This window comes from Methanococcoides vulcani (assembly GCF_900111645.1).
In the GTDB taxonomy this organism is placed as follows: Archaea; Halobacteriota; Methanosarcinia; order Methanosarcinales; family Methanosarcinaceae; genus Methanococcoides; species Methanococcoides vulcani.
Window position 1 is genome coordinate 70,324 of the sequence record NZ_FOHQ01000004.1, and the last position, 14,878, is coordinate 85,201.

Consider the following 14,878-nt stretch of genomic DNA (forward strand, 5'->3'; position numbering starts at 1 on the left):
TTTCCTTTGTCAAAATGAAATGGCCAGTACTGTATCGATGTTCAGGCTGGCAGGTAGACCTATGGCAATTTGCAATAGGTATAATAGTTCATTGTTTTTAGAACTTATAACCTGAACTGATGTTCTTTAAATATCAGCCATAGGCAGGCCCCTCTATCTCTCTGGATCTCTTGGTTTTCAGGTCGCCTTTAAGGTCTTCGTAATATTTCATGGTGTCAGACGTGACCGATGCTCCCGTCTCAGCGATCGCTTTCAGGAAATGCTTCTGTAAGACCTCTTTTGCCATTAGGTCTTCACGAAGAGCAAAGCGTCCTGCTTTTTTACAGACTGCTGCAATATCAGCTCCTGTGTACTTGTCTGTTGCAGTTACAAGTTCATCTATATTGACATCACTTGCAAGTGCCATCTTTCTGGTATGGACCTCAAAAATCTTACGTCGGGTGACCAGATCAGGTACCGGAACAAGTATAAGTTCATCAAATCTTCCCGGGCGGATCAGTGCCGGATCGATGATATCTGGTCTGTTCGTAGCACCTACGATCACAACACCGTGGAGCTCTTCAAGACCGTCAAGCTCTGAGAGTAGCTGGTTCACGATACGTTCGGTAACCTGTGGTTCTCCCATTGAACCGCCCCGTATGGGAGCAAGTGCATCAAGTTCATCAAGGAGAATGATGGATGGTGCTACCTGGCGTGCACGGGCGAACATCTCTGAGATGTGCTTTTCAGATTCCCCATACCACTTTGAAAGCAGATCACTTCCCTTTGCGGTTATAAAATTAGCATTAGATTCATGGGCGATGGCTTTTGCCAGCATTGTCTTACCGGTTCCCGGCGGCCCATACAGCAATACTCCCTTTGGAGGCTCCACTCCGATACGCTGGAACGATTCCGGATTTTTAAGAGGCCACTCAACAGCTTCTTTGAGCAGTTCCTTAACATCTTCCAGTCCTCCGACATCGTTCCATCCCACATTTGGCGTCTCGATCATGATCTCACGCATGGGGGATGGTTCCACATCCTTCTGAGCGATTTTAAAATCTTCTGATGTGACGATCAGCTTTTCAAGGATCTCTGCAGGGATATGTTCTTCTTCAAGGTTGATATGGGGAAGGACCTTCCTAAGAGAGCTCATTGCTGCTTCACGACAAAGTGCTGCTATGTCCGCTCCCACGAAACCATATGTTGTTTCAGCCAGTGCCTTAAGGTCCACGTCATCTGCCAGTGGCATTCCACGGGTGTGTATCTGGAATATCTCCAGCCGTCCATCCTGATCAGGTACATGTAGCACTATCTCACGATCGAACCTTCCTGGACGGCGCAGGGCCAGGTCCAGGGCTTCCGGACGGTTGGTTGCACCTATGACGATGACGTTCTTCCGCTCCTTCAGGCCGTCCATCAATGAAAGAAGCTGTGAGACGACCCTTCTTTCGACCTCTCCGGTAACTTCTGCTCTCTTCGGTGCAATGGAATCGATCTCATCAAGGAATATGATGGCTGGTGCATTCTGTTCGGCCTCATCGAATATCTCACGTATCTGGTGTTCGGATTCACCATAATATTTGGACATTATCTCGGGACCATTGATCGATATGAAATACGCATCGGACTCATTGGCAACTGCTCTTGCCAGCATGGTCTTGCCGGTCCCGGGCGGGCCATGCAACAACACACCTCTTGGAGGTTCGATTCCCAGCCTGTCAAATAGCTCCGGGTGCTTTAACGGAAGCTCGATTATTTCCCTTACTTTGGAAATAGCCGGTTTGATGCCTCCAAGGTCCTCATACATTACCGTAGGGATAGACTGCTCCGGCGGGAGCTCTACAGCTTCGGGTAGAAGCTGAAGTTCTGTCACATCAGTGATCTTGACGATGCCCTTTGGGGATGTTGAGACCACCTGCATTTTGATCTCACCCAGGCCGAACGAGTAATCAAAAATATCACTGAACATATCCTCGAGCATCATACTTCTGGCAGGGCTGTCCTTTGATCTCTTGAAATGTGTAGTAGAGATGAAATCCCCTTTTGATACGGTCCTGTTCCTGAAAACGGATGTAAGGATGTCACTTGAGGCTGAAATGTGCATACCTTTGCTCACAGGTGCAAGAGTGACATTAAGTGCTTCCTTCCACTCTGCTTTCCTGACCTCTACATAATCTCCAATGCTGATCTTTGCATTGGCACGCATAAGGCCATCCATTCGGATGACATCAAGGCCGACGTCTGTCGGATCTGTATTTATCGCAAGTGCTGATGTTGCACGTCCTCCCTCGATCTGCACAACCTCATACTCCCCAACATCGATCTTTTCCCTGTGTGCCGGATCGATACGCACAATACCTTTACCCACATCTTCCTGGGATGCCTCAGCTACTTTTAATTTAATACTATCCCCGTTCGAATTGCTTTTCTCTACAATTGCTGCCATATCCCTATCTCCCACAGATAATCTTAGTATATAATATAACAACTTCCAGTATTTATTATTGTTTGGAAGTGATGTGGGGGATTTTTCAAATGGTTTTGCAGGAATTACTTCAAAGACATGCTATCGATGACCTGCCAGATAACAAATACCGATAAGAAAATGATAATTGACCATGGTGTCAGGGTCGGCATAGTCCTTGATCCTGGAACATGGGAACTCTTCACATTCAAAATGAAAAAATTATAATTGCACCAAGTGTCATTATAGCAGCTCCAAAACCTTTTCTCCGAACGTTTGTCTCTTTGAATATCAGTATCCCGTATGCCACACTGAACAGTGCATTTAATCGTTTCACGGAAATGACGTATGGGACTATCTGCATGCTCAATGCAATATTTATTGATACAGCGATCAGGGCTATCACTATGCCGATCAGGATGAAAACGGGCAGATCATTGAAGTATGCGATTTTTATGTTGCTGGGCCTTTTGCATAGGGAGATTACAAGGAACGTTACGCTGATCAGCAAACATACGATCGATGTGCCAAAGAAGATGTCTGAATTTAGAACAACCAGTTTGTCGAAGTTCGATGAGATGCTGAACAGGAACGCAACGATCAGCATGTAGAGAGAACCCCTGTTCCTGATGATCGCCCTTAGTGGGTCTAACATATTTTGCTGGTCGGTGGTCGAATTCAATACATAAGAGCCCGCAACGATCAGCATTATACCGAAAATGCCCTGTGAGGAAGGAAATTCACCAAGCATGATGAATGATGTTACTATCAGGAAAGCAGGTGTAAAGGAGATCATCGGGACGGTCAGGGACAGGTCTGTGATCTTCAGTGCCCTGTACGATAGAACAACGGCTATGACATTGAGCAGTGTGGTCGAGAACACAGACTGAAAAAAAGCATCTCCAAGGGGCGGAAATCCCTTGAACCAGGAAATGGTGAAAAGGATGACAAAACCAAAGAAGAACGTTCCGGTGGCAAGAACATACTGGTCAACCTCTTTGAGCAGTTTCTTGACCAGCATAAAATAAGTGGCGTCAAAAAAGGCACCCAGAACAGCAAAAAGGAACCAGATCATATGAAATAATGATTGGTGATACTTTATCAGACTTTCCGCAAATGTCGATCAATGTTGCTATGGTTTTAACGATGGTACTTTCTGCAGATGTATCTCATAACCTTCCCTGGCTTTTTGCACCTGTTCCTCAACCCATGGCTCAGATCCGATCTCCTTGAATCGCTCATACCTGTCCATGGTGTCAGGGTCGGCATAGTCCTAGGTCCTGGAACATGGTAACTCTTCACATTCAAAACAGATGGGTAACCCCTTTTCAGTACAGCATTCCCTTACCTCACACCAGGGTGGTCCTCCACACTGTCGGCACTCTGGACATGTTGCATTATCGATGAACCATTCTAATCCCTGCATAAATTGTTTGAAATCGAACTCCCCAATTACAATTTTTCTGAAAGTTAATTAAATTGATCGATGCGAGTATGCGGAGGTGTAGATGTTGGTTTGTTTTATGGTTCAATGGTTGTATGAATGAGCAACAACTTTTAATATTTTTTAATCTCACGTCTATAAGGGTCGATCCTGTTGAATTAGGGAGAATCTCAGATATACTGTTAACAAAAAGAAAGAGAACTTGCAATGGAACCTATAATTGATGAAAACACAACATTATTAATTGTTGGAACTTTTCCTTCACAAATATCTCGGGATATAGGTCAATACTATGGCAATCCCAGAAACCAGTTCTGGAAATTGTTGGGCAGTATACTTGATATCAATTTACAAGAATTGGAATATAATGGCAGAATCAGGGTTTTACAGGAGCACAAAATAGGATTGTGGGACACTGTGAAAAGTTGCCAGATAAAAGGAAGTTCAGATCAGAGTATTCGCAATGAAGAGTATAATGACTTTTCTCATCTGACCAACATCAAGAAGATCATATGCAATGGAAGCAAAGCAATGAAATTTATCAAACATTGCAATGTACCAGATGGTGTTTCTATTTCATCAGTTCCTTCTTCAAGCCCGGCGAGAGCCATAAAATTTTCTGAGAAATTAAAAGAATGGGGGGAAGAAATTGTTATTTAATTCATGTCAATAGAATAAAGTTTAATTTTAATCAATAAAATTTCTCAAAAACTCAAAGCTTCGCATCTCATAAATAACAACTTAGAAAAATAGTTAGAATGGTGCTCCGGCCGGGGGTATCTGCAAAAGGTTTATAACCCCTTATATAAATATATAAGAGGTGTAATAGAATGACCCGCAATGTAGATGATGTCCACTCATACGATAGTGGCTATGAAAATGCATTGATTAGGCTTGAAAAGCTTACTACCAGTGACAAAAACAAAACACTGGTAGAAAAGTTCGTTCGTTCTTGCAGAAGAAATGAACTTGCGAAAAGTACCATTACTAACTACATAAATCTACTAAAAAGAATGATTCAAAGGTTGGAAGATATTGGATACACTGACGACCTTGATAAGCTCGACCAGGAGACTTTTGACTACTTGTTGTTCCATCTGGAGGATGATTGTGAGTTATCAAAGGGTGAGATACGCAATTACAAAAAATGCGTAAAGAAGTTCTTCAAAACGATTATGGATGAGGATGGTGTGCCGCGTTGGGTACATGACCTTAAACTAAAATCCATTGAAACGCCGGTGCAACCTTCAGACCTTCCGACAAAGGAAGAAGTCGATGCAATGCTAAAAGCTTGCAAAAATGCAAGGGACAGAGCATTTTTAGCTATTCTTTGTGATGCAGGTCTGCGCATTGGAGCACTGGCATCTTGCAGGATTAAAAACGTTGAATCCAACGAATATGGTTCAATGATATACATCAGCACCACAAGCAGGAGCAAGAAGACAACTCCACCTAAAGGTCTACCACTGACATGGTCATCCGGCTATCTGCAACAGTGGATGGCTTTGCATCCACTAAGGGAAGACCCTGAAGCACCTCTATGGGTGACACTCACGGTCAAGAAGGAACCGATAAGCTACAATTCCATAAGAGTGACCCTCAAAAGAATTGCTAAAAGGGCAGGTGTTACTAAAAACATTCACGCACACGTGTTTAGGCATTATGCTATAACCTGTTGGATATTGGATGGTCTCAGTGAACAAATGATCAATTTTAGAGCGGGATGGGCTAAAAACAGCAAACAGATGTACACTATATATGCCAATTTCACTGACCAAGAAATGAATGATTTGGTTTATGAAAAATATGGTCTTAAGACTAAAGATAAACGTCATGTGACCCTTAGCAACTGTCCACGCTGCAATAATGTTTTACAGGAGACTGATCGCTTCTGTAGCCAATGTAATCTTGTCCTTGACCATGAGATGAACAATAAAATGAATGAAATGAAGACGAAAGTTCCAACAGGTCTGAGTTTGTTACTATCTGATCCTGAAGTGCAGGCACTACTGGCTGAGAAGATGGGTAAAATAACAACTGGCACTGAGATTTAAAGGAAGGGTAATCCCTTCCATTTCTCCAAAATTCTTATTTTATGCCTTTGCAACAGATCTTTTTCCAACGATCTCTTTACAAGTTTCAATAACAGCTCTCTCTATTGGAGAGAAGAGCTTCAAAAACTGTTCATCACAGGAAGCAAGTTCCTGAATTGTAGTATCTTCTGCAATATCCATATTTTTCACTTCATTTCCAAGGTACGCATTTCAAAAGCACATGCATCTGGAATGGTGACTAATTCAGATACAATTCATTTGAAACTTTTGACTGTTTGGGTTTCTACTATATAAATGGAGTGTCGTTGTCAATGCTATTTTTCGGAAAAAAGTTCGATGGCAATACATTTTTTCAAAAAGCAATCGTTGCCAGTGAAGCCTTTTTTGCAGCGTTGACAACCACAGTACATTTATATACTTCTTCATTTCTTGTATTCAGTGTGGAAGTGTGCCATGCGTGCACATCCCAGATATCGCGAGAGTGATAAGAAATGACTGAAAAATATATACAAAAAAATGAAAATGTCATAACCAGGAAGCTGTATTGCAGAACAGGTGCCGGCATGCGCGTGCAAATACCTGCAGTACTTGCAACTTTAGCAGGTCTGAAAGGTAACGAAGACGTCCAATTGGACTTAGAGAACGGGAAGATTGTCATTACCCCCGTTTCAGATTTATTGGTAAAAGCTATGGAGATAAAATGTTAAAGCAAAACAACGATGCAAAGAAGTGCAAGTTCGATGCATCGCGAAATAGGAATGATTCAATGACTGATTGTAACTCTTACCTTAAAAGTGTTTCCAAGGATGAAGCTATAGACATTAAAGCTGTAGCTGATGATATCTTGTCACACATTAGAGTCTTGCATATTCAAGAAACAGGCGAGACTTTGTATTATAAAGATGGAAGGTATGTCAAAAGTGGCGAATGGATTATCAGAAGAGAAATCCAACGCCTCATCGGTTCTTATGCTGATGAAAAAACAAAAAGGGACATTATTTCATACATTTGTGATGAAACTCGAATCTCCAGAGATGATCTAGATTGTGACCCTGATGTCATCAACTTGGAAAATGTTCTGTATGATGTGAAGACTGGAGAATTCAGGGAACATAGTCCAGAATTCCTGTCAACAATACAAATTCCAGTGGTTTATGTACCAGGCATGTCATGTCCTTTGATTATGAAAACACTGACAGAACTATTACCACCTGAAGATTTACAGATATGTTTGGAATTTTTAGGTTATTGTCTTACACCAAAGACCAACATGAAAAAGGCATTGATGCTCTTGGGTTTGGAAAACACTGGTAAATCTGTGTTAATGGACTTGGCGACATATTTCCTTGGAGTGGATAATACATCACGTATTTCGCTTCAAAAGATGTCATATGACAAATATGCCACTTCCAGATTTGATGGTACATTGTTAAACTGCTATTCTGATATCGATTGGAAGAAAACTTCCAGCTTATCAGTTTTTAAGGAAGTAACTGGTGAACGTTTTGTGCATGCCGAAGAGAAATATGGCACTTCATATGAGTTTAACAACATGACTAAACACATGTTTGCTGCAAGCCGTCTGCCACATGGAAAATACCTTGATTCTGTATTTTTGGACAGATGGTTGGTCATTAATCTCAAACATCAGTACAAAGGCAAGGATGCTGATGTTGATCTTATTGACAAGCTCAACAAACCGGATGAATTATCAGGACTATTAAATTTGGTCTTAAATGCATTAAAAGGCTTGAGAGAGCGTGGTTACTTCAAGCATGCCGACAAGTCCGCAAAGATATTGGATGCACTGAGTAGTGATACAGCATCAGTCCAATCATTTGTCAAGGATGTTGTAACTCGGAAAAAAGGACATTCAATTTACAAAAGTGATATGTATGCTGCATATGCGAACTGGTGTAATAGTTCTTTGATGGTACCAACTTCAAAGATTGGATTTGGAAGGGCTTTTTCAGGCTGCAGTTTCAATGGAGATAAAAATAAATGGCATAATTGCTCTTTAAAAGGGGAATATTAACTCCCTTTTTCTTTTTTTTGGAATCATCCTCGGATAGTCGCATTTTATCTTTCCATCTATCTTTCCACAGAAAAAAATGCGATCAAACTGCAGAAGGAAAGATAGGCTCATTTTTTACTACTTTATTATAGATATATAATAAAAGATACAAATTTTGGCTCTATCTTTCCAATGGAAGTCCCCTTTCAGTTTTTTTCATGGAAAGATAGATGGAAAGATAGAATTGATCTGACTATGTGTATTTTTATGTTGATATGGTGAATAGTCCTGGGTATCCTGATAGCTATCGAGTTTTATAGTGTAATATCTGAAAGCTCATATCGGCTTATATTCGCTTTTAGATCTCAAGATCATGGAATGCATTCATATGCCCTTGAAAGTTCAAATACGGTTGAATTTGATCCATAGAAACCAGTCTTTGCCAACGGATGACCCAAGGATATGGAACATTAACAATCTCGCAGATAAGGTGAAATTGAAAGATGATTGAAAAATGTCACCATGCTTGGAACCGGCGCGGCACCTGATTGCATAGGTGCGGCATTTGATCACATATATGATGAATTTGTAGAACTTACTGAAATTAATGTATATGAGTCATTTTATGTTGTGAAACTGAAGAAAATACCGATGGATGAATTATTTGATGTTCCTCCAGTATTTTATTTTTTCCAAATACTTTGGTATACTTGGGTATATTTTAATGCCTACTGCTTCGGGTTTATAAACCAACATATATTATATATTTCGACAGACATCTACTTATTTTGGCTACCCTATTTATATTAGAAAATTAATGTGGATGATGCGATTGCAAGTTTGAAATGAATTAGTAGAATAATATCATAAGACAAGATTAAATGCAAAAATCATGGCATATCCATAAGTAGGACTATTGTGAGTAGATCCTACCATGGAATAGCACCTGTAAGCAAGGTAAAGGTATGTGAAATCTCCTATATTAATTATTTCATACCTTGAGCTGTTTCTATGGATAAGCTGGTTATCACCAAGAGCGGTAGCCTTTGATTTTCCACAACTTGTTAGAGAAAATGATGTTATATCTACAATAATTCGGGACTTAGTCGAATAGAAACACATCGAAAAAATACAATGAGTGATAAAATATGTTTAACAACAAATTTGAAAATATGGACATCGGTGAAGATTTTGATGAATGGGAAATAAACCATCACGTCTGGGAAATTGGCGATGCGATTGAAAGGCTGCAAGAATTAATGCTTTCCATACAGTCCCTGAAGGTTGAAGAGAAGGACGGTAGTTATTCCTATTCTTATGCCCAGATGGTCCCGGGTGATGAATCCTCTTTTGAGGAAATAGAAGAAGAATCTACGCTACCAATGAGTGAATTTTTCAGGGAAAAAATGGCTGAAATTTTGCTAGGATGTTATAACATCAAGGAGTTGGAAGAAGTCTATAAAGAAGAGAAAATCGTGGAATTAAAACGTGATTTTTATAGACAGGGCATTAAATGTCAGTGGCTTCATGATCAAATTGCAAGAGGAGAAGTGGTCGATCAATCTCCTGAAGATATCATGGATAATGATTCCTACAGATGCTATAGAACCTAGGTAAACGAGTTCGAAATATTTAGGACGGAATTCTGTAAGATTTGCAGAGAGGAAGAAGAAGCACGTCGAAACGAGGAGGAGGAATCTCATAGGGATGCTACTGAAGAGAGAGGCGGTTTAGGAGCCCTCTTCTCTTAAATGCATTTGTCAATGGGAAATTTTACGGACTTTAGAATATGGAGATATTAATATGACTAATCGTAATGAAATTATGTTTGGTTATTGTCAAGAAGTGATAGAAAAGGTGTCTGGACTGTTAGTACAGTCCACGCCTGCTCTTATGGAATTGGCTGAAATTGGTGATACGGAGATTACATTCCATCGAGGAAATAATATTGCGGTGGCTGATAAGTCTGTTTATGTTAGAGTCAAGACACCTTTTTCATGTGATTTGTTATGTGCAGATACATTAGCTATGTTAAATGTGTTCGTTGATACAGAAAATTTTGATGACAATACATCATTACCTGCTTATGAATGCATGCGTCTTCTTCTGAACGGCATATTGTCTCTTTTGATAATAACACCTGAACAGAGAGATGCACAATTCCATCTTGCAGAATACCTTGCATCACCAGAATTTCAAGAAGGTGGAATGGTGAAGTTTTTGCCTGATCTTTCTGTTGATTTTGAAAATCTTGTTTATTATGAAGAATCTGAAGACTGATTGAGGCAATAACTTCTATCAGAGGAAGAATTGCAAGAGGAATGGTGGGATTATACAGGTGGCTGCGGCTTAGATCTGTAAGGAAATACCATCATTCGGTGCACTTGTCAATGTGGATGGTGATGTCATCATCATCCTTTCCAATAGGATTTGCTGTGAGTTTTGCTATTTATGTGACATATTGTATGGTTCACTCAATCTTAAATATTCAAAAAGAATGCAAATAAAATCAAAAATTGATTAATTTGAAAATTGGTAAAATAATGGATGAAATTAGTCTAAAAAATATTAGAGTTGATGAAGAGTTTGATGCAATGGTAAAGGAATACTGTCAAAAAAGAATTCACATGACAAACAAATTCACATCGTTTGCTAATACTTTAAATTTTGAAGAAAATGGTGATGGCTACACGTATTCCTATAGCTATAAGGTATCAGATAATACTAATACTGAAGTTATTAGAGAGGATTCTAATCTGGAACCAGACGATTTTTTCCAAATGAAGAAAGATAAAATGTTCAAAGAATTGTATAGTATCAATGACTTGGAACAGATATATTGGTTTGGAAAATGCATTGAAATGGGGTATGAACAATGGTTGCTGGTAAGGTTGTGTGAATATCTAAAATCTAGGGGTACGATGGCTGTAAAGGTACATAATAATTCATATGAGGTTTTTGATAATGATGTATACAATTACTATCTATATCAAAGAGAACGATATCTGATTTTTCACGAAGAAATGGAAGTACTTCGAAATGAGTGGAATCAAGATAAAGGTGGAGCATAAACCAATCCCACCATCTACTTGTTTCTGTTCCTTACTGTCGTATACACTAAAGCAGAGGGCGCCGCCCTCAAACCCCATCCTTTGCCAGTGCCTGGCACTTGCTGTAATCAGTCTTCTTCATTATCCTGCACCCCTTCACTCCAGAAACCTCTGAAACCACCCATATCCCATCATATTGCAATTTTATATGGAATCGGTGTTCTTGTATGTCCTTCGCTCCCAACTCTTCACAGAACCCTTCATTGACCATTTTGATTCCAGTTCTGGTATCACATACAACAACTTCACCATTCTTCCACTTCATTTTCATCAATTCCCCAACATTGGATGATGCTATTATGCGGTATGGGCGATAATGGACAAGCGAATCGAAAAATTTCTTTTTCAAATATCGACCATGATATTCATTGATCAGATCGAATCTCTTCACCATGTCGGTACTGACACTCTTCTTTGCAGTGGTCTTTGATGGTTCCTTTTCAGATTCAGATGGCTTTACCTTCATTTTTTCCATCTGAATGTTGTGGTTCAACTGTTGATTCCGCAAGCGGTTGATTTCTTCCTTCAGCTCATCAATTTTCTTATTGGAAAGCTCATTGCTCTCTACTAATTCCTCATATGAAAGAACACGCTGTTCCCCATATTCATCATCAACGGCTTCGATGGACTCTGGAACAGGTAACACTTTTATAACTTTCTGGACGGTTTCAACTATCTCAGGCTTATCGTCCTGAAGGGTCTTCAGATAATCTTCTATTTGCTCCCTCGCAGTTTCATCACCTGATAGGTACTTCACAGCGATTTCCATTCCAATATTTGTTCCATATCTGGAAACAATGGCATCAAGCTTATTTGCAAACCTTTCTCTGCATAGATAGGGATTATCGGCATGGAGCTAACCTTTTTCAGTCAGGGAATAATAATATGGCTTCTTTCCCTGCATCTGAATGTAGCCGTTCTTGCAGTATTTATTCAGGTTCACCCTGAATGAATTATAATTTTCATATGGAATGCTATTAAAGATGTCTTTCGATATCAATGGTGCCGGAATCAAGGCTTGCAGAACCATAGCCTTGAGATGACAGTCGTTCGAGGAGATTTTGTTTACCGAAATATTTTCCATTTTTCATCAAGTCCAAAATTGCAACTTCATTGAAGTTACCCTTATATAGATAACATGGAACTTTCAATGGTTATATGTGTTGCTACAATGTCAATGCAATGCGTTTTTGATGGCAATCTCTTCGGTGAATATGTAAAAAAGAAGATGGATATGAATTTTGCATCGATTTTATTATTAATAATAATCTTCAAAATTTGATTACTAGTAATAATATTTGAGTGGTTGGAATTTCCTGTATTTCTTTGAGTTTGTGATAGATTTGTGAAATTCAATATATTCACATAATTCCCACAATATCAATAGTTGATATTGAAAAATAGTGATTGAAAGATGTTTCAGTAATTTTCAATGAATTTTGTCGTTTTCACATAATCATTTGTGTTTTTATAGGTTCGAATCTTACCTCCCGCATGTAATGTTGGGGATATAGGTAACTCGAATTTTTTGTACGCTAGATTGACAATGATAACTGTATGAATATTTGATATTCCACTCATTTTCTAGTTTGTCTAGTAACTTTCAAATATATTCATATAAGTTACATTGAAGGAGCCTCTGAATTTTATATAAGCACAGATACAATTCAAAATTTATATATACTATTGCACAGTTACAAATTAGCGTTCGGTTCAGTTGAACATAACGCTCTTGATACTATTTATAGAAATAATGTATGGAGTCTGATGAATAAAATTTTAATCCCTATGCTATAAGTATATGAAAATGAAGGTGCTTTTTATGAATAAAAGAAATCAAACGTTAATGGTTGCCACAGCAATCATTATTGTCATAGTTCTTTCGGCTTTCTCAATTAATTCGAATGATGACGAACAGAAACCTACCTCCATCACCATATCTGCATCAGCAGTGTTGACTGAAGTTTTCACAGATATGGAAGAAGAGTTTGAGGCTGAAAATCCTGATATAGATGTCATAATGAACTTTGCAAATGCTGGTTCTCTAAGGATGCAAATTGAAGGAGGGGCACCTATAGATGTGTACGCTCCAGCAGATAGAGTTCAAATGGATATTCTGGCTTCTGATGAATTCGTTTACAACGATTCCCGAAAAGACTTTGCAGGTAGCTACCTTGTGATAATAGTTCCAAAAGGCAATGTTCTTAACCTAACAACAATGGAGGACCTTTCAAAGCCTGAAGTAAAAAGGATAGCTTCCACCGATACACAGATTTCAACAGTGGGTAAGTATGCAAAACAATCGCTAATTGAAAAAGGCTTATGGAATAGCGTGCAAAATAAGATGATAGTAGGTGACACGGTAAAATCCGCAATGGTTCATGTAGAGAGAGGAGAAGTTGATGCCGGATTTGTCTTCATGACAGATGTCAAGACTGCAAAACCAGATACAATAGAAGTGATAACTTCTGTACCGATGAGTGAAACTATTTTTTATCCTATAGCTGTAGTTACATCAACCCAACACCAGAAAGAATCTCAGATGTTCGTAGATTTTGTCACGGGAGAAAAAGGTAGCTCAATATTGGAGCAGTACGGTTTCACAATTCCAAAACACGATTTAGAAGATACTTAATAAGCCCCTTCTTTATGGTTAGCCAGATTTCCTACAATACATCGTTTTTCACTAAATAACGATGAAGCTTCAAATATATTAATTTCCTTTAGGTTTATTCAAAATTGTCTATAGTTCCATTGTAGTGCTTTCATTATCCTTTCCACATTCCTTGAACCAAAATTCAAATCCTTTTCCTTTACTTTTTTCTTCAAAAGCCTTTAACAACACTCTCCCCAACTCTCCAACCTTTCCCTAACATGAGCATTGGGAGTAAATAGTTTATCACTCTTGGCGTTCTGCTTCATATAATGCAATGTGCCTTTAGAGAACCCATCTTCTTCCTCAGCAGGTCAGTATCATTCCTCCTACCAACATAAACAGGCTTCATGAATTCAACCGTTTTTTTCTTCCCCACAAGATGATGGCTGGACAGAACTCAATCACACAATACAGGTGTATTCCGTTCCATATTATATGGTCGGTAAAGATATATATACTGTGTAACATAAAATATATTTTATGGAAGAATTGAAAAACGCAGTTGGATATGCCAGAACAAGCACCAAAGACCAGAATATCGATACACAGATACTGCAACTGAAAAACAAGGGAATGCCTGCTGAACACATCTTTTATGATGAAGGTATCAGTGGAAGTATTCCTGCTGGAAAAAGACCTGGGTTCAAGCAATTGTTGAAATGCATTGAATCCAATGACATCGATACTATCTACCTTTTTGAAATATCAAGGCTTGGAAGGACGTTTATTGATACATTGAACCTGATAATGGATTTTGAAGATAAAGGAATCAGGATTGTTTCATTGAGTCCAAGTGAATCATGGTCTACTATTGAAGATTCTCATTATAGAAGGCTGCTGACCTCTTTGTTTGGTTGGGTGGCTGAGAATGAGAAGAGGATTTTACAGGAACGTATTAAGGTAGGTATTGAACGGTATAAGAAAGAGAATGATAGATGGGGTCGACCTACAAAGGAACCTGATAAGAAAGAGGTTATGAAGTACAGAAAGAAGGGACTGACTTGGGCTGAGATTTCACGGGTGATGAATATTCCAGCAAGCACGTTGTACAAGTACAGGGATATCTGGGAAGAACGGGGTAGGGTGGAGAAGGTTAAGGGTGTGGATGGGTAAATGACAATTTCATTCCATTACTCTTGTCAATCCCATTCGAT

At 39.1% G+C, this 14,878-nt stretch carries 14 protein-coding genes; 9 read left to right on the forward strand and 5 right to left on the reverse strand.

From position 1 onward, the window contains the following. Positions 1–133: 133 nt before the first annotated feature. The 3 genes from BMX02_RS07120 to BMX02_RS12385 all read right to left on the reverse strand — a co-directional run bounded on the left by BMX02_RS07120 (position 134) and on the right by BMX02_RS12385 (position 3,872). Complete coding sequence (locus tag BMX02_RS07120) at positions 134–2,428, reverse strand: CDC48 family AAA ATPase (RefSeq protein ID WP_091690004.1); 2,295 nt, start codon at positions 2,426–2,428, stop codon at positions 134–136. A gap of 226 nt (positions 2,429–2,654) precedes the next feature. Continuing rightward, a complete protein-coding gene (locus BMX02_RS07125) occupies positions 2,655–3,521 on the reverse strand; it encodes an EamA family transporter (protein ID WP_091690005.1) in 867 nt (288 codons plus the stop codon). 198 nt (positions 3,522–3,719) lie between these two features. Then, entirely contained in the window at positions 3,720–3,872 is a 153-nt protein-coding gene (locus BMX02_RS12385) for a DUF3795 domain-containing protein (protein ID WP_091690006.1), read from the reverse strand. Positions 3,873–4,097: 225 nt separating this feature from the next. On the opposite strand from BMX02_RS12385, the gene BMX02_RS07135 reads away from it, so the two are divergent. Both BMX02_RS07135 and BMX02_RS07140 read left to right on the forward strand, forming a co-directional pair. Then, positions 4,098–4,550 (forward strand): DNA-deoxyinosine glycosylase, encoded by a 453-nt coding sequence (locus tag BMX02_RS07135; RefSeq protein WP_091690007.1) that lies wholly within the window; start codon positions 4,098–4,100, stop codon positions 4,548–4,550. A gap of 170 nt (positions 4,551–4,720) precedes the next feature. After that, positions 4,721–5,944, forward strand: a complete 1,224-nt coding sequence (locus BMX02_RS07140) for a tyrosine-type recombinase/integrase (protein WP_135643963.1) — start codon at positions 4,721–4,723, stop codon at positions 5,942–5,944. Positions 5,945–5,983: 39 nt separating this feature from the next. Here the strand turns inward: BMX02_RS07140 and BMX02_RS11880 are convergent, their stop codons facing one another. Further along, complete coding sequence (locus tag BMX02_RS11880) at positions 5,984–6,124, reverse strand: hypothetical protein (protein ID WP_167879266.1); 141 nt, start codon at positions 6,122–6,124, stop codon at positions 5,984–5,986. 311 nt (positions 6,125–6,435) lie between these two features. On the opposite strand from BMX02_RS11880, the gene BMX02_RS11645 reads away from it, so the two are divergent. From BMX02_RS11645 to BMX02_RS07170, 5 genes are all read left to right on the forward strand, one after another. Beyond that, positions 6,436–6,651 carry an AbrB/MazE/SpoVT family DNA-binding domain-containing protein gene (locus tag BMX02_RS11645; RefSeq protein ID WP_135643961.1) on the forward strand — a complete coding sequence of 72 codons (216 nt, stop codon included), beginning with the start codon at positions 6,436–6,438 and terminating at the stop codon, positions 6,649–6,651. Then, entirely contained in the window at positions 6,645–7,979 is a 1,335-nt protein-coding gene (locus BMX02_RS07150; protein WP_091690009.1) for a DNA primase family protein, read from the forward strand. The genes BMX02_RS11645 and BMX02_RS07150 overlap by 7 nt, the downstream gene beginning before the upstream one ends. 1,151 nt (positions 7,980–9,130) lie before the next feature. Next, positions 9,131–9,571, forward strand: coding sequence for a hypothetical protein (locus BMX02_RS07160; protein WP_135643958.1), 441 nt, complete (start codon positions 9,131–9,133; stop codon positions 9,569–9,571). 190 nt (positions 9,572–9,761) lie between these two features. After that, on the forward strand, positions 9,762–10,238 hold the full coding sequence (locus BMX02_RS07165) for a hypothetical protein (RefSeq protein ID WP_091690012.1): 477 nt from the start codon (positions 9,762–9,764) through the stop codon (positions 10,236–10,238). 263 nt (positions 10,239–10,501) lie between these two features. Continuing rightward, the gene (locus BMX02_RS07170; protein ID WP_091690013.1) at positions 10,502–11,029 is read left to right on the forward strand and encodes a hypothetical protein; all 528 of its coding nucleotides are present in this window, start codon (positions 10,502–10,504) and stop codon (positions 11,027–11,029) included. 67 nt (positions 11,030–11,096) lie between these two features. Here BMX02_RS07170 and BMX02_RS07175 read toward each other — a convergent pair whose 3' ends face one another. After that, entirely contained in the window at positions 11,097–11,837 is a 741-nt protein-coding gene (locus tag BMX02_RS07175; protein ID WP_091690014.1) for an SH3 domain-containing protein, read from the reverse strand. A gap of 1,053 nt (positions 11,838–12,890) precedes the next feature. Here BMX02_RS07175 and modA point away from each other — a divergent pair. Next, complete coding sequence (gene modA, locus BMX02_RS07185; RefSeq protein ID WP_091690016.1) at positions 12,891–13,703, forward strand: molybdate ABC transporter substrate-binding protein; 813 nt, start codon at positions 12,891–12,893, stop codon at positions 13,701–13,703. 501 nt (positions 13,704–14,204) lie between these two features. Continuing rightward, positions 14,205–14,837 (forward strand): recombinase family protein, encoded by a 633-nt coding sequence (locus BMX02_RS07195; RefSeq protein WP_091690017.1) that lies wholly within the window; start codon positions 14,205–14,207, stop codon positions 14,835–14,837. Positions 14,838–14,878: the final 41 nt, after the last annotated feature.